Here is a 15568-nt window from a genome sequence, read left to right as displayed (position 1 = left end):
CTATGAAAGTTTACATCAGATCTGCGTCCGCTGTCTCTGCTCAAAATACTTTTGGCAATGCTCCTTTTTTAACAGAACCTGTAGCCGTTACCGGCACGCGGTTAAGCGCCATTGAACCGGATTATAAAGAATTTTTAGACCCCAAACTTGCCCGGCGCATGAGCCGCATTATTAAAATGGGGGTAGCCGCAGCTATGCAATGCTTACGCGATGCTGATGTGTCTATGCCTGGTGCTATCATAACCGGCACTGCTTTAGGATGCCAGGAAGATACTATCACGTTTTTACAACGCATTATTGAGATGGAGGAGCAAATGCTGCCACCAACGGCATTTATACAGTCAACCCATAATACGGTTGCGGCGCAGATAGCCCTGGTGCTTAAGTGCCATGGCTATAATAATACTTTTGTGCACAAAGGCATATCTTTTGAAAGCGCTTTGCTTGACGCTACTATGCTTTTGAAAGAAGGCGATGCCAATGATATATTGGTTGGGGGTACGGAGGAAATGACCGACACTGCGTTTAAAATACTGACCCGTTTAGGCTTATATAAGCGCTGGCCGATTTCAAACCTTGACCTGTTGAATGTAAAATCAAACGGTACTGTAAGTGGGGAGGGCGCAGTGTTTTTTACGCTGACAGATAAGCCATCGGAAGATAACCTTGCCGAGTTAGTGGCAAATCGTACATTTTTTGATGCTTCCGGTAATTTTGACGTCGACGCTAAGATCAAAGCATTTTTGGCGGAGCATTCGTCAACGATAGACAACATTGACTTGGTGATAACCGGTAAAAACGGCGATACCAAAAATGATTCGGTTTACGAAGCTCTGGATCAATCGCTGTTTGCTAATACATCAAAAGCTTACTTCAAACATTTAAGCGGCGAATATGCTACCTCAATTTCATTTGGTTTATGGCTGGCGTCAAATATAATCAAACAGCAAACTGTCCCTGCGGTGGTTACCAATGGAAAAATCAACAATGACGCACCGAGAAAGATCCTGATCTATAATCACTACCAAAACACTTACCATTCCATCACGCTCCTTTCGGCCTGTTAATTTCTATGCAGACAATACCAATATTTAATATCACTTCACTCAATCATCACCCGAATTCAATCGATGCGGGGTTAGAGATAGATCAGTTAAATGAGATATTCGATGGTCATTTTCCAGATCAGCCGGTAGTGCCCGGGGCTTGCATGCTGCAAATTATAAAGGACGTTTTAGCCAATACTTTGAAAGTGACATTGCGTTTGGCAAAAGCGGACAACATTAAATTTCTATCGCTGGTTACGCCAAGTGCTAAGCGCTTACAGCTTCAAATAAATTATCAATCAGCAGAAAGCGGCATTAAAGTTAATGCAAGCATATCTTTTGGCGACTTGGTTTGTATGAAACTGCAAGCGACCTTTGCCGAAGTTTTATAACGCCGCGTTCCATTATCGCCATGAAGAAATATAACTTTTTACTGTTGCCGCCTTACTAACAGCTATTAACGCCGTTGCCCAAACTGATTCGGCTACATTGTGAATGCAAAATGGGAAAGCAAGAGGATAAGCCGCAGGATTATTTTAAAACACTATGAGTTTAAGGGTGATCTGTTTAAATCAAACCAAAATATAAACGTCATAGAGATAAAGCCTAACCGTAAAATAAAATTGGCTCTTGGCTACTCTGCCAAGACATTAAAGACCGTTAGTGAATTTGCCAAGGAGTACAATGCCGTTGCTGCTATCAATGGTGGGTTCTTCGATGTAAAAAACGGTGGTTCGGTTGATCTGATCAGGGTTGATGGTATAGGCATTGCACCAAACTTGGGTAAGGGTGGCAGGGTTGAACATCAACAAGGTGCTTTGGTATTTAATGACGGTAAATTGTCAATTGCTAAATGGGATGGCGCTAAGGATTGGGAAAATAAACTAAATGGAGATGTTATGGTAGCCGGCCCGGTGCTTGCCTTTAACAGTAACTATAATCTGGTAGATACTAACTCGTCGTTCGTTAAAACAAGGCATCCGCGTACGGGAGTTGCAGTTACGAAGAATCGTATTTTACTGATTACTATTGATGGCCGTAATGATAAAGCAGCCGGAATGGGATTGGTTGAAATGACGAAACTTATTAAATGGTTAAAGGCCAAAGATGGAATAAACCTTGATGGGGGCGGTTCAACCACCATGTGGGTAAAAGGCCATACAGACAATAACGTTGTCAATTATCCAACTGATAACAAAAAATGGGATCACGAAGGCGCGCGTAAAGTGGCTAACGTGGTCTTGGTGCAAAAGCCTTAACGCTTTTAGCAGCAGGCTTAGGCAGGCTTACTTTCCAAACAATAATGAAGATTGGGAGGGCTAAAGTTATCCAAGATAATAAATACCATACACCGGTTCCTAAAAGGGCAGATAACAGCCCAAATATCGAAATTGCCCCTAACCAAATAGGTTGTGTCCAGATTTTTTTAAATTGTGTAGTCATTAGGCGGTCTCTTCGTTAGACAGTCTTTCAAAATAATTTTTATAAAACTTACGGCGAACCATCCATAAGTACACTCCGCCGATGAGTACCATAATAGCCATAACATCAAACAAAGCCCAAAGCACTTTTAATGGCATGCCGCCGTAATCGCCAAAATGCAGCGGGCGCGATACTTCGAGCGCGCGCAGGTAAAACGGCATTTCTAAAACTTTATCCAGTTTGCCGCTGCGGGCATCGACAAGTATGGGGCTGTATAACCGGGATGTTAAAGGAGTATTACCCTGAGCCCAAAAAAGGTAGTGATAAGGGCTGCCGTAAATATTGCCCGGGTAAACAATACTAACCACTTTCATGGTAGGTAAAGTTTTTTGGGCAACTTCAAATGCTTCCTGTACCGGTGCTAATTCTGCAGCGTTTGGTGTGGTTTTGCCTTTGTAGCTGTCCAGCATGGTTTTAACGTCTGTCATTTGCCATAGACCAAATAATGGGGTAGACAGGTCATTGAACACTCCCGTTGCACCGACAACCAATAGCCAAACGGCAGTAGCTATACCTAACAGGTTATGCAAATCAAGCCATTTTAAGCGGCTTGACCTGTGTTTTCTGATCTCGCCGAAGTCTAACTTCTTCATAAAAGGGCCGTATAAAACTACGCCCGAAATAATTGATATTACGAACAACAGGCCCATAACGCCCAGGAAAAGTTCGCCGGGTAGCCCCATAAACATATCGACATGCAGATTAAACATCATGTCCATAAAGGTTTTTGGAGCCACATTTTCCGCTAGGTTATCTTTGCGTACCGCTCCTGTACGGGCGTCGAATTGTATGGTATGGGTAAATTTGGGATCGTCTTTAATGCCAGGGATCATACTTAGCCAAACCTGTGGCTCATGTTCATCTAAATAAATTGAGCTTATCGCATGCCCCGGATAAAGCTGGCGAGCAGCATTAGAAAGTTCGTTAAAGCTCCTGAGCGGGGTATTCTTAGGTACTACAGTATATGGCGGGTCGTTGCTTAAAGCGTGGGTTAGCTCTTCTGTAAAAATGAGCGGCAGGCCAGTTAGGCAAAGCATCAATAAAAAAAGTGTGCAGATAAGGCTGGACCACCTGTGCCACCAAAACCATTTTTTGATACTTGTTAATTCGCTCATCGTTTTAAAGTCGCAAATTAAAGCATTATTTAGACTAATTCAAAATAAGACCCGAGACTGTGAAATTTTTCGCAAGGGACAAAATCCGCAGTGATTAAGCGGATTAAATAAATGTTTATGGTTTCAGCATGTGTTATTGTAAAGGGCATGTTGCGGCAAGGATATCTACAAGGTGAAATTTCGCGACCGCAGGATAGCTTAATAAAGCAAAATATATAACTTAGGGCAATCAATTAAAAATTCCCAGTTTATTATGAATAATTTATTTAAAGCAACGCTTGCCGCTTGCTTACTTACCTTTAGCGCGGTAAATATTCAGGCGGCCGACTTACCTATAAAGATCACCAAGAAATATCTCAACTTTCCGATATCACAGTCTCAAAAAAGAGCGGTGATGCAGTTTACTGTCGGAGGTAAAAAGGAAAGGACATTTAATATACGACTGGCAAATGGCGAACCCGAATATTGGGTATTTTATGATGTAAGCAGCTTTAAAGGCAAAACTGTTACTATTAGCTACCAAGGCGATAATGCCGGCTTATTAAAGATATACCAGGACGATAAAATAGCTGGGCAGGATTCTATGTACAACGAAAAGAATCGACCCCAGTATCATTTTACCACTCGCCGTGGTTGGATAAATGACCCTAACGGTTTAATATTTTTCGAAGGCGAGTATCACATGTTTTATCAGCATAATCCGTTTGAAAAAGAGTGGGAAAATATGTCTTGGGGACATGCAGCGAGCAAAGACATGATCCATTGGCAGGAACTTGCCGTAGCATTGGATCCCGACGATTCAGGCACTATGTTTTCAGGATCAGCAGTAATTGATTACGATAACACCGCAGGTTTTAACAAAGGCAAAACACCTGCAATGGTTGTAACTTATACGGTAGATGGCCATGGTAAACAAGTGCAAAGTATGGCTTACAGCGTTGATAAAGGGCGCACTTTCACCAAGTATAGTGGCAACCCACTAATAGACTCTAAAGAAAAATGGAACAGCCAGGATACCCGAGACCCACGTGTGTTTTGGTATGCCCCGGGTAAACACTGGGTATTGGTGTTAAACGAGCGCGACGGCCACTCTATCTACAATTCAAGCAACCTTAAAGACTGGAAGTATCAAAGCCACACCACTGGTTTTTGGGAGTGCCCCGACCTGTTTGAGCTACCAATTGACGGCGACAAAACCAAAACCAAATGGGTAATGTACGGTGCATCGAATACGTACATGATCGGTAGTTTTGACGGTAAAAAGTTTACGCCGGAGAGCGGTAAACATTTTTTTAGCAGTGGTACTATTTACGCTGCTCAAACCTTTACCAATATACCAGAAAGTGACGGTCGTCGTATCCAAATTGGTTGGGCACGCCTTTCGCATTCGGGTATGCCTTTTAATGGTATGATGCTGTTGCCAACTCAGCTTACGCTGAAAACCACTAAAGATGGCGTCCGTTTGTTTAGCAGCCCAATAAAAGAAACGGAGCAACTCTTTGAAAAAGTAGGGCAGTGGAGTAATTTAAAAGAGGTTGAAGCCAACGAGAAACTGAAAGAGTTTAACATTACCGATCGTCTCCGGGTAAAAGCCACCATTAAGCTATCGCACGCAACCAGCGCCGGGCTTGGGTTTAATGGCCAGAATTTATTGGACTACGACATGAGTGCCAACCTGGTTAACGGCAGGTTTTATTCGCCGGAAGAAATGACCAGCATGGAAATCACTGTTGATTGCTACATTGACCGCACCTCTGCAGAAATGTTTATTGACAATGGCGCTTATTCCTATTCTTTACAACGAAAAAATGGCGGTCGCAATAATGAAGGCTATAAGTTTTGGGGAAATAACATTGAGGTTAAGAACCTGGAGATTTATAAAGTTAAATCGATTTGGGAGTAATCGGTAATACCAAGTAGAAACAGACTTATAATTAACATATCGAATTTTTAATGAACAATAACGATCTGGCTACCAAGCCACACTATCCTATATTAGACGGTCTTCGTGGTGTTGCTGCTATAATTGTAGTAACGTTTCACCTTGCTGAACCGTTCTCGACCAGCAATTTAGATAAGTTCGTTAATCACGGTTACCTCGCGGTCGACTTTTTCTTTCTGTTATCAGGTTTCGTAATGGGCTACGCCTACGATGATCGTTGGAATAAAATGACCATTGGTGGTTTTTTTAAGCGCCGTATCATACGTTTGCAACCAATGGTGGTTTTGGGAATGACCATGGGCGCTATAGGATTTTATTATACAGATTCGACGCTATGGCCGCTTATTCATACCGTTCCGCTTTGGAAGATGCTTTTGGTGATGCTGGTTGGCTTTACTATCCTGCCTGTACCATTATCGCTTGATATTCGAGGCTGGGAAGAGATGCATCCGTTGAATAGTGTAGGATGGTCATTGTTTTTTGAATACATTGCCAATATCCTGTACGCTGTTTGGATCAGGAAGTTCTCAAAAACAGCATTAACTATCCTGGTAGTAATCTCTGCAATAGCTATTGCGCAACTGTCTATAGCAAACGGCGACGTAAGTGGCGGCTGGACGCTGAATGTAACGCAGGTACGAATAGGCTTTACCCGTGTTATGTACCCGTTCTTTGCCGGCTTGTTACTGTCACGTATAGCTAAACCATCTCAAATTAAAAATGCCTTTTTATGGTGCAGCCTTTTGGTAGCGGCGGTTCTTTACATGCCACGGATTGGCGGCGCTGAGCAGCTTTGGTTAAACGGAATCTACGACGCGGTGTGTATTGTTTTTGTTTTCCCTTTGATAGTATACCTGGGTGCGAGTGGTTTAATAGAAAGTCAGCCAGGGAAAAAGGTATGCAAGTTTTTAGGCGATATATCCTATCCGCTTTACATGGTACATTACCCCATAGTGTATTTCTATGTAGCCTGGGTAAGCAATAACAAAGGTATGACTATTGGGCAGGCCCTGCCTTATGCGGCAGCTATATTAGTTGGGGCTACTGTTTTGGCCTACGCTGCTTTGAAACGGTATGATGAACCTTTGAGGAAGTGGTTAAGGGAGAAGTTGGGGTAGGAATAAGGGGTAGCTTTTTTGTTAATGGGAATTGTTGGTTAGCTTTCTTTTTCGAATGTGAGCTTAGGTAACACGATCATGACCTGTTGTTGAGTGCCTTCTTTTTGCCACCAAACAACATAATTAACAACGGCTTCTTTTAACTTGAAGTTTTTGGCTTTTAGCGACACTATCTTTTCCATGAACTGCTTGGAGAATTTGATCACCGGGTAACCACTGCTTTCTAAATATTCCTCACCGAGATATTGCAAGTTATCACCTGCCAATAACTTGTCGACGGCAGATTGCACATTATAAAAGTGGTTTAGCTGAACATCTTTATGTGTTAAGTGCATTGATAATTGGTTAGCCGCTGGGTTTTGTCCTGTTATATTCGTCAGATGCATATTTGTAGTGTGGATATGATCGAAATGTCTACTAGTCAAATGGACGGTAAGGTTATTTTTAGCGCGCGTTATTGCTACATAAAGTTCTCGTTTTTGCTGTTCAGTGAGGGTGTCTTGTAATCCATCTAGCATCAAGTATAAATTGTCAAATTCGCGCCCTTTTGATTTATGGATGGTTGACACAAAAATGGTTTCGGTATCGCGTTTGTAGAAGTCTTCCAGGCTCGACTCGCGGATGAAAACATCAAGGTCTGATCGATATTTCTTTTTTGGATTCACGGCCTCAAAGTCTGCATTTAATTGTTCCAATATCTGCCAATTTTCACTCTTAGCAAACTTTGTTTTTGCCGATTTTTTTGCCGTATCCCAAGCTTTGTCCGTAATTACATGGATAACTTCCTGGCTATTAACCTGATCAAAAAAGTATTTTATTTCGGCCAAATTGTAAAGTGCGAACCCGTCGTTAGATCGGATAAGCTTCACCTTTAAACCATGTTTTAAAAGCAACCCCGCTATTTCTTCAGCTTCGTTATTAGTGTGTGTTAGTACGCACGTGCTGCCCACTAAGGGCGTAGTGATGATCTCGGTTACCGTGGGTACGATTAGACCACCGTGTGTGTACCTGTTTATCTTTAAAACACCATCGTCCTTCTGATCTGCTGTTATCGGGGTGTCTTTTAAACGGCCTTGTAAGCAGCATACAAATTGGTTAGCAAACTTCACAATGTTGTTCTTGCTTCGGTAATTTTCTGTCAGTTCATAAAGTTTACCTCTATCCAACGCTGCCAGTGTTTTAAGATGTTCAGAGTCTGATCCACGAAATTGGTAGATGTTTTGGTCATCATCCCCAACGGCTATCACCCGCATCTCTTCATTTTCGGCCATCAGAGCGTTAACCAAATCGAAATTGTCTTGGTCCATATCCTGTGCCTCATCTATCACCAATACTGTCTTAGTTATCCGATTCTGTTCAACCTCCCTGCTTTTTATCCTTTCAATGGCTCGCTTAATAATGGTATCCGCTCCGTTAATACTTCCTACTTTTCCCAACAGATCAAAGCAATACGAATGAAAGGTTTTGATCTCGATAAAGTTGGCGGCATTGCCCACTAATTTCAATAAACGTTTTTTGAATTCGGTAGCAGCGGCTCGTGAGAAGGTTAGCATCAGCAATTGCTCGTGTTTAATATCTTCCAACATCATTAGCGATGCCAGCTTGTGAACCAATACTTTTGTTTTACCGCTACCTGGGCCGGCCGCTACTACAATGTATTTTGATGTCTTATCGCTAATGATAGTCATTTGCGTTGGCGAAAGTTCGCCTATTAGTTCCCTGTATTTGGCAGGCGTAAGGTTCATGCTTATTTCTTGTTGCCTACTGCCTTTAAAATACTTGTTCAAGAACGATGGGTAGTTTAGCCGGAAATAGTCATCAACAAATTGCAGCGCGCCCACGTAGTCGTCTATCATCTTTTGCGCGTACTCGCCTACAATGTGGATCTGCTGGGTGCGGTTCTGGTAATATTGCTCAAGCTTCTGATAGTCATCTGCTTTATACCCTATTTTGTTATTCTGTTCCAAACGTTTTACCGTAAGCCTGTTATAAACCACCAAAAATCCCCCTTCTATCTTCACGGCTTCTATCCTGGACAGTTAGAAGAGGGCGTCTTCTATATCATCAATAGTAACTGTCTTGCTAAAGAGTTGTAATTCTTTTTGATATTCTTTTTGTAATTCCTGAATGGAGAACTCGATTAGTATTTCGTCTTTTTCCTCTCCGTTGGTCTTGATAGTGTTTCCCTTTTTGTACAAATACTCAACTATAAAAACTGATAGCATATGCCGGTTCTCAGATCTTTCTTTTGTAAGGTCGGCAGCTTGTTTTGTCTTAGCTTTAAAATGATCTTTAGAGCGATTAGAATTGGTGCGGTCTATCCAGTTTTTGATGGCCCAAAAGTTAACGATGGTTTTGATCTTATTTGGCGATACATCGCTACAACCAGCGGCTTCTAAACTTTGGTTCAATTCTTTCAGATTAAACACTCTGTCGTGTTCATCAATAAACTTCAATAAGCAACGCTCTATTGCACCAAACGAGTTGACCAAATTTAATGAACTGGTTTTGGCTTCGCTACGTTTTATAAATGCTGTCAGGTCAAACTCATCAGCCAATATATGTTCCTCACGCAGCAGATTAACTATTCTGATCACATCATCCCGTACAATGCCCAAATGATCGCTGATATGGTCCACTCTCGATTCGGCAGTCTCATCGCTTGATAGCCGTTTGCTCTTGCTTGAGAAAAGTTTTTTAATGATCCTGACTGCCATTTCCTTTTGTTTTTCTGAAAATAGTTCAGACCGCATAATCTTCTCGATAGCTTCTTGGGCATTTTTAGACTGGATACTATTCGCAAAAACACGTGGTTGGTTCTGTCCGCGTTTAAGATAGCCTGCATCTTCAAGAGCAGCAATTGCCGTTGTAACCCTTGTTTCAATATTGTCCACACTATCATCCCAACCGGCCTTTCTCGCTATTTCTAAAGCCGAATAGGATATTTTGTCCCGAAAATTGGTGAGGTATTTGATAGTTGCCCAGATCTGTTTTATCTCTTTGATGGAGATTTTGGTTTGATTAAGCATGATAAAATGCTTGTTCAGATCCTCCTCGTTAAAAAGCACATAGCAATCAGCCTCGATATTTTCGTCACGACCGGCGCGTCCTGCCTCTTGCACATAGTTTTCTAGCGAGTCCGAAATGTCATGATGGATCACAATGCCAACATCTTTTTTATCTACACCCATCCCGAAAGCCGATGTAGCTACCATAATCCCTACCCGCCCCGAAAGAAATGCGTCCTGATTGACCACTTTTTCGGCGGCATCCAATTTACCGTGGAACGCCCTGGCATTCAGACCATCAGCTATAAGCCGTTCTGCCAATTTTTCGGCGCGTCTTGTGCGCGAAACGTAAACGATAGCGGGCCTATCCTGTTCTTCTATCAATTCGCGCGTAGCCTGGTATTTTTCTTCGTCGCTACCCTTTGCTAACACTTTGTAGTGCAAATTAGTGCGTGCTGCCGAGGACGTGAATCTATCTAATGTAAGCCCCAGTTTATCTTCAAAGTATTTACAAATGTCGTCAATAACCTGCGGTTTAGCCGTAGCTGTAAAGCAGGATACTGGGATAGGATAAGGAAGCTGTTTGTACTCGCGAATGAGTTTGATCATCTCTCCTATATAGAGAAAATCTACCCTGAAATCTTGCCCCCATGATGAAAAACAGTGCGCTTCGTCTATCACGAACCGCGCTATTTTACGACTTAGTAGCAAACGGTATATAATAGGCGATCTTAATAACTCCGGAGAGATGTAAAGCATACTGGCCGACCCGTCTGCCACGCGTTGGATAGCTTTGCTGCGCGCGATCGGGTCGAGCAGGCCGTTGATGGTCACCGCTTTAGTCACGCCGTTCTTTTCTAGATTATCTACCTGATCTTTCATCAACGATTGCAGTGGCGATATCACTACAGTAAGCGCACGTGCATTTTCGCCGGCTAGTAAGGCCGGTACTTGAAAGGTGATAGACTTACCCCCACCGGTAGGGAACACAACGATAAATGATCTGGAATTGATAGCGGCATTAACAGCATTCAATTGTAAAGGCTGACCGCCATACTCACGAAAGGAACTATAACCAAAATAGCGGTTGAGGGCCTGGTGGGCATCCAAAGCCTGACGGCAGTAGTTGCAACCTTTAATGCAGGGTTTTTGCCGCAGTAAGAACATCAAACGCTCAACCTCCCTGAAGTGCGCTAATACCCAACCCGGGGTGATAGAAGCTTGTTCGGTTGCACTGATCAATGACAAGCAATACGCCAGCTCTGTAGGCGTTTGTTGTATGAATTGTTCAATGTCGGCATTTTGGCAGATCTGTTTACTAAACAATTGCAGAATGAGTGTTGCCGGATCACCTTCTGCCCGATAGTTGAGATATTTGAAAAAACCACTGAAATGATGGTCGTGATTCAAAAGAAGATACAGTAACCGTTTTATATCTTTATTTAAAGCGTTAAAGGTAGCTACCTCGTCGTAAAAAAGATCCTGCGCCTTTATGGCATCATTCAATGGATTGTTTAGTTCTTCTGTTTGCAGCTTATCGTCTTTAAGCAGTGCATGATAAGGTTTGGACGGAAATAACAATGGCGACCAATACAGCGTATCAATGATGTTGTCGGTGCTGATACCTGCCTTTTCGATCCAATTGCCAATGTACATTAGATCATGTTGGATAATGAAATGTCCGCAAACATATTGTACATCTTTTAGGAATTCCGTCAATTCGACGCCTGAATTTCTATGGAATTTTGCTCCATCACATCTTATTGCTCCAATATCCTCAACTCGTTTGGTTTTAGGTGCAATTTCGGTGTCAATAAAGGCGATGGTCCTCAATTTGTTGATGGCTTAGGTCTCGTCTATGCCTATAGGCATAATTTCTCTCATGCAAGATAATATTTTTAATGAAATCTTCAAGTACAACGTTTGCGTGGTGGATCAAAGACGGCGGGAAACGCGCTTTACTTAAACAAGAACGCCCGATAATTTCTTATCGGGCATTCTGCTTTCAGTACCAAAGTCAGAGGAACCGGTAGTAGTTTATTTTAGCCTTACGAAGTTTCAGTACTTCGTAAGCTAAAATAGGAGCAAATCTACTTCGTCCTATGCTCCTCAATATAATCGGCCATAGTATTAATATCTACCAAAGCTTTGCGGCCTTCTTTTGGGTCGCGTATGTCAATGCCATATTCTTTTTTTAATAGCACGATCAACTCCAGCGAGTCGATAGAATCCAGACCCAGTCCATCGCCAAATAGTTGATCATCGTCTTTGATGTCGGCAGGGGTAAGGTCTGTCAGGTTTAAAAATTGTATGATTTGTACTTTTAACTGCTCTTTCAGCGCTTCTTTTTCCATGGGGTAATTATATCAAATTTTTTCTTTTCAGGCCCAAATAAGTTACGATTTGGATCACTATGGTTATAATAAATAATAAGCCGATATTGTTTAGCACGTGTTGCAGTTTAACATTCTCTAAAAACAAACTATAATAAGCCTCTAAACACCAATGCATCGGCGATATATTGGTCAGTGTTTTAGCCAACCCCTGCATTGCAAAGCTGGGCACCATTAAGCCGCCTATGCAGGCCAATATCACAATAGATATTGCGCCGAAGCCGTTAGATTGCTCTTGCGTGTTGGCAAACACACCTACACAAATAGCATAGCTTACTGCACACCAACCGCAAACTAAAGTCACCAAAAATAAAGCAAACAGGTCCGACGGTAAATTAAGAGGTGGCAAACCTATCAGCGGAAATAGCAATATTCCCATAGAAAAGATCACCAATGCTTGTAAAAGTGTTACAATCAAATAGGTAATCTGCTTGGATAACAACCCCACCAAAAAATTAGTAGGCAAGGTTTTTAGGCGGATAAAGCTCCCACTCACTTTCTCGCGCACCACACTGCCGCCAAGCGACATGATGACAAAGAACATGGCAAATATGGTCCAGGCAGGTACATTGTGTTGCGAGGCATTAGGCGCGGTGCGGGTACCATCTTTGGATGCCGGCAGCATAGTGATCTTGGCGCTGCTGTTCAGCATTTCGTTCTCCAGGCTTTTGGGTAACTCTTTATCGTTAGAGTCGTAGTAAAGCGTCCGCAAAGTTTGGCGGGTTTGTACAATCTGCAAAGCGCTTTGAACGGCACCTTGGATGGAGAAACGCATAGACTCCTGCAAACTGGGGTTGTAATATAAGGTTAACGACGTAAGATCGTTATTAGGCTTAGCACCAGATACAGCAGGTGAATCAGTTTGCCCACTGAAAGCTTCCATCGCTTTATCAGAAGCTGCCTGTGCTTTTTTGCCAATCTCCGCAGAGAAATTTGAAGGAATAACCACACCGAGCATGGCATCCTTATCGTCCATATCTGCCGTTATAAATGCCGATTTGGTGCTCGCGATTTGTACCACCTCGAACATCCCAATGTTATTAACTGACTCAATAAACTGAGCGCTGGCTTTACCGGTATCAGTATTACAAATAACTATCGGCAGCTTGTTTTTGGCTACTAGCTGAAAGGTGCTGTTCTGTATGCTGGTAACTACCACTACCAATACAATAGGCATCACAAACATAAGCGATATTCCCACTTTATCGCGAAGCAATATCCTGATGTCTTTCTTTACGGATAGCCAGAGTTTAAACATTAATCGCGGTAGGCTTTGCCTGTTAGGTTTATAAATAGATCTTCAAGGCTTTGATGATTGTGCGCTTTCAAAACGTCATCAATACGGCCACCGGCAATTATCCGGCCCTCGTCAACCAATGCTATCTGGTTACAAAGGTCTTCAGCCTCGCTTAAGTGGTGCGAGGTATAGATAAGGGTAGTTCCGTTTTGGTTTAATGTATGCAAATAGCTGATTATAGCGTGACGGGTTTGTACATCAACCCCCACGGTCGGCTCGTCTAAAAACAACATCCGCGGGTTATGAATAACCCCAATTGCTAAATTGACCCGTCGTTTCATCCCGCCCGAGAATTTTTCTACCGGTTTATTGCGTACATCGTTTAAACCTAATATGGTTAATAATTCATCTGTACGGCTGGCTATTTCCGATGCGTTTAGCCCTGCCCAGGCACCAAAGAACTCCAGGTTCTCGACAGGGGAGAGCTCTTGATAGAAGGAGAAATCCTGGGGCACAAAGCCAAATAACTTGTTAACCTCTTTATTGTGAGTATCCAGTCCTAATATTTTGATACTTCCTTTATCAGGCGCCAAAACACCGGTCATCAAATTCATCAACGTAGTTTTACCGGCGCCATTAGGCCCAAACAAGCCGAAGCGTGTCCCTTTTGGTACCTGTAAATCCAAATCAATAAAAGATGCATCTGGATTACCGGGATATCTGAACCCCATGCGCTCAACATGTATGGCCAACGCCTGCTCTGCTACCATTTAATGTTTTTAAGTTGGGTAAAAGCACGGCGTTCAATTTCGGCAATTTCAAGCAGGTAATCGCCCATTGTATTAAAATCTTCCTGCGATCCGATTCGGCCCTTGTAAATGCCTGCTGCATGGACGGCAGCAGTGCGCCATAAATCGCCCGAAGCTGTAAATTGTTCTGATATCTTCAAGAACTCATCTTTGGGTATATAAGCATGTGCTTCCTGTAGGAATGCACCGTAAATATACCTGAAACCGCCGCCGCCCGTGCCTATTTCCTCCTGCATGCGCACCAGTTGTGCTAAGTATGAGCCGGCTTCTTTAACCCCTAATTTATCGCGCCAGCCTTTTATCTTTTTGCCGGTAAAACTTATGCCATTTACGCCTGCAATAGGCCCCGTCCAAGGCGTTATCATACTGAAAACGTTATTTTTGATACCGCTGATAATTCCTTTTTTTATTTGCTCGTCAGTGACCACTACATTTTCCCTGGGATAATACAATTGCCCTTTAGGAGCCAATACCCCCTTGGCAAAACGCACACGTTCTAGCTCATAAGCGGTGATTACGTTTGTGGTGTCCATTACGGGGTCGCTCACCAGGTAGTTGCCATCTTCGGCGCCATAAACTATAAGGTTATGGGCATTGAAATGAAAGCGGTATTCTTTAGGAAAATAGGGCAGATAATAAACTCCTACCTGACAACCAACCGGATGGCCTTCGGCTAATCGCTCATTTAAAAAGGTTTCTGCAGCTTTTTTAGAGCTGAACTTTTTACGTTCAACCGGGATATTTAAGGCCTTACAGGTTCTTTTAAATATTAAGCCTGGCATAGTGCGAAAAGCAATCACCGGCCCGTTGTTGATCTTGAGTATCGGGATATATACAAAAAACAGACCCGCGCCAATGCCAAAAGCCAGCGGCTCGGTGAGTTGTTCGACGCCGGCATTTTTTAACAAACCTACAGTTACACCGTTTTCGCAGTGGGCGGCCTGTATGTGGTTAAAATCGAGCGTCATTAACGGTCATTGTTTTTAAATCAACTATACTGACGTTAAAAACGTCGGCATATTTTTGTAGCTTTTTTTCAGATAGGCCGGTAAAAACTTCTGGCTTTAAATGCCGTTTTATCTGCCACTGCCAAAAGCCGGTGTAGCCAGCCAGAATCTCCAGATCCATTAAAGTCTTTTCCATAAAGAATAGGATAGGGCTAGCCTGGTTATTAAGTACTTTTTGCTTTGCCGTCGCGATACGTTCTTCAACATCATTCCATGCCGTATCAAGAGCGGTAGACTTCACATCCCAACCGTTGCTCGATTGTGCTGTATACTTGCCGGCTTCGTCCGTAGCGTAGCAGATCTCTTTGGTTATTTTACCCAGAGCACCCAAATCCTGCGGAACGTCTTCTTTTTTCATTTATCATTTTTAAAGCGTTGTCATACTTAACCCATCTAAGCATCACGGGTACG

13 protein-coding genes are annotated in these 15568 nt (G+C 42.7%); 5 read left to right on the top strand and 8 right to left on the bottom strand.

Annotation, left to right across the window (positions count from 1 at the left end; all coding sequences use genetic code 11):
* Positions 1–2: 2 nt before the first annotated feature.
* The 3 genes from ACFSYC_RS16615 (at position 3) to ACFSYC_RS16605 (ending at position 2305) form a co-directional block, all read left to right on the top strand.
* On the top strand, positions 3–1067 hold the full coding sequence (locus ACFSYC_RS16615) for a beta-ketoacyl synthase chain length factor (protein WP_377129855.1): 1065 nt from the start codon (positions 3–5) through the stop codon (positions 1065–1067).
* Between the two features lie 5 nt (positions 1068–1072).
* The gene (locus ACFSYC_RS16610) at positions 1073–1438 is read left to right on the top strand and encodes a hypothetical protein (RefSeq protein ID WP_377129853.1); all 366 of its coding nucleotides are present in this window, start codon (positions 1073–1075) and stop codon (positions 1436–1438) included.
* Positions 1439–1537: 99 nt separating this feature from the next.
* Positions 1538–2305 carry a phosphodiester glycosidase family protein gene (locus ACFSYC_RS16605; RefSeq protein ID WP_377129851.1) on the top strand — a complete coding sequence of 256 codons (768 nt, stop codon included), beginning with the start codon at positions 1538–1540 and terminating at the stop codon, positions 2303–2305.
* Positions 2306–2488: 183 nt separating this feature from the next.
* On the opposite strand, the gene ACFSYC_RS16600 is transcribed toward ACFSYC_RS16605, so the two are convergent.
* A complete protein-coding gene (locus ACFSYC_RS16600; RefSeq protein WP_377129849.1) occupies positions 2489–3643 on the bottom strand; it encodes a PepSY-associated TM helix domain-containing protein in 1155 nt (384 codons plus the stop codon).
* Between the two features lie 253 nt (positions 3644–3896).
* On the opposite strand from ACFSYC_RS16600, the gene ACFSYC_RS16595 reads away from it, so the two are divergent.
* Positions 3897–5546 (top strand): DUF4980 domain-containing protein, encoded by a 1650-nt coding sequence (locus ACFSYC_RS16595; RefSeq protein ID WP_377129847.1) that lies wholly within the window; start codon positions 3897–3899, stop codon positions 5544–5546.
* A gap of 50 nt (positions 5547–5596) precedes the next feature.
* The gene (locus ACFSYC_RS16590; protein WP_377129845.1) at positions 5597–6703 is read left to right on the top strand and encodes an acyltransferase family protein; all 1107 of its coding nucleotides are present in this window, start codon (positions 5597–5599) and stop codon (positions 6701–6703) included.
* A 38-nt stretch (positions 6704–6741) separates the two neighbouring features.
* Here ACFSYC_RS16590 and ACFSYC_RS16585 read toward each other — a convergent pair whose 3' ends face one another.
* From ACFSYC_RS16585 to ACFSYC_RS16555, 7 genes are all read right to left on the bottom strand, one after another.
* A complete protein-coding gene (locus ACFSYC_RS16585; protein ID WP_377129843.1) occupies positions 6742–8724 on the bottom strand; it encodes a UvrD-helicase domain-containing protein in 1983 nt (660 codons plus the stop codon).
* Between the two features lie 18 nt (positions 8725–8742).
* Complete coding sequence (locus ACFSYC_RS16580) at positions 8743–11544, bottom strand: RecQ family ATP-dependent DNA helicase (protein ID WP_377129841.1); 2802 nt, start codon at positions 11542–11544, stop codon at positions 8743–8745.
* A gap of 257 nt (positions 11545–11801) precedes the next feature.
* Positions 11802–12065 carry a phosphopantetheine-binding protein gene (locus tag ACFSYC_RS16575; RefSeq protein ID WP_377129839.1) on the bottom strand — a complete coding sequence of 88 codons (264 nt, stop codon included), beginning with the start codon at positions 12063–12065 and terminating at the stop codon, positions 11802–11804.
* Positions 12066–12072: 7 nt separating this feature from the next.
* Complete coding sequence (locus tag ACFSYC_RS16570) at positions 12073–13362, bottom strand: ABC transporter permease (RefSeq protein ID WP_377129837.1); 1290 nt, start codon at positions 13360–13362, stop codon at positions 12073–12075.
* The gene (locus ACFSYC_RS16565) at positions 13362–14111 is read right to left on the bottom strand and encodes an ABC transporter ATP-binding protein (RefSeq protein ID WP_377129835.1); all 750 of its coding nucleotides are present in this window, start codon (positions 14109–14111) and stop codon (positions 13362–13364) included. Before ACFSYC_RS16565 ends, ACFSYC_RS16570 begins: the two co-directional genes overlap by 1 nt.
* A complete protein-coding gene (locus ACFSYC_RS16560; RefSeq protein ID WP_377129833.1) occupies positions 14105–15118 on the bottom strand; it encodes a BtrH N-terminal domain-containing protein in 1014 nt (337 codons plus the stop codon). Before ACFSYC_RS16560 ends, ACFSYC_RS16565 begins: the two co-directional genes overlap by 7 nt.
* On the bottom strand, positions 15102–15515 hold the full coding sequence (locus ACFSYC_RS16555; RefSeq protein WP_377129831.1) for a hypothetical protein: 414 nt from the start codon (positions 15513–15515) through the stop codon (positions 15102–15104). Before ACFSYC_RS16555 ends, ACFSYC_RS16560 begins: the two co-directional genes overlap by 17 nt.
* Positions 15516–15568: the final 53 nt, after the last annotated feature.

Origin of the sequence: Mucilaginibacter antarcticus (assembly GCF_042686155.1) — a bacterium.
Lineage (GTDB): Bacteria > Bacteroidota > Bacteroidia > Sphingobacteriales > Sphingobacteriaceae > Mucilaginibacter > Mucilaginibacter antarcticus.
This window is presented reverse-complemented; position numbering and strand designations above follow the sequence as displayed.

Excerpts from the sequence above, each read along its gene's own strand:
- ACFSYC_RS16615 (WP_377129855.1), top strand. The coding sequence starts at position 3 with ATGAAAGTTTACATCAGATCTGCGTCCGCTGTCTCTGCTCAAAATACT.
- ACFSYC_RS16610 (WP_377129853.1), top strand. The coding sequence starts at position 1,073 with ATGCAGACAATACCAATATTTAATATCACTTCACTCAATCATCACCCG.
- ACFSYC_RS16600 (WP_377129849.1), bottom strand. The coding sequence starts at position 3,643 with ATGAGCGAATTAACAAGTATCAAAAAATGGTTTTGGTGGCACAGGTGG.
- ACFSYC_RS16595 (WP_377129847.1), top strand. The coding sequence starts at position 3,897 with ATGAATAATTTATTTAAAGCAACGCTTGCCGCTTGCTTACTTACCTTT.
- ACFSYC_RS16590 (WP_377129845.1), top strand. The coding sequence starts at position 5,597 with ATGAACAATAACGATCTGGCTACCAAGCCACACTATCCTATATTAGAC.
- ACFSYC_RS16575 (WP_377129839.1), bottom strand. The coding sequence starts at position 12,065 with ATGGAAAAAGAAGCGCTGAAAGAGCAGTTAAAAGTACAAATCATACAA.
- ACFSYC_RS16570 (WP_377129837.1), bottom strand. The coding sequence starts at position 13,362 with ATGTTTAAACTCTGGCTATCCGTAAAGAAAGACATCAGGATATTGCTT.
- ACFSYC_RS16565 (WP_377129835.1), bottom strand. The coding sequence starts at position 14,111 with ATGGTAGCAGAGCAGGCGTTGGCCATACATGTTGAGCGCATGGGGTTC.
- ACFSYC_RS16560 (WP_377129833.1), bottom strand. The coding sequence starts at position 15,118 with ATGACGCTCGATTTTAACCACATACAGGCCGCCCACTGCGAAAACGGT.
- ACFSYC_RS16555 (WP_377129831.1), bottom strand. The coding sequence starts at position 15,515 with ATGAAAAAAGAAGACGTTCCGCAGGATTTGGGTGCTCTGGGTAAAATA.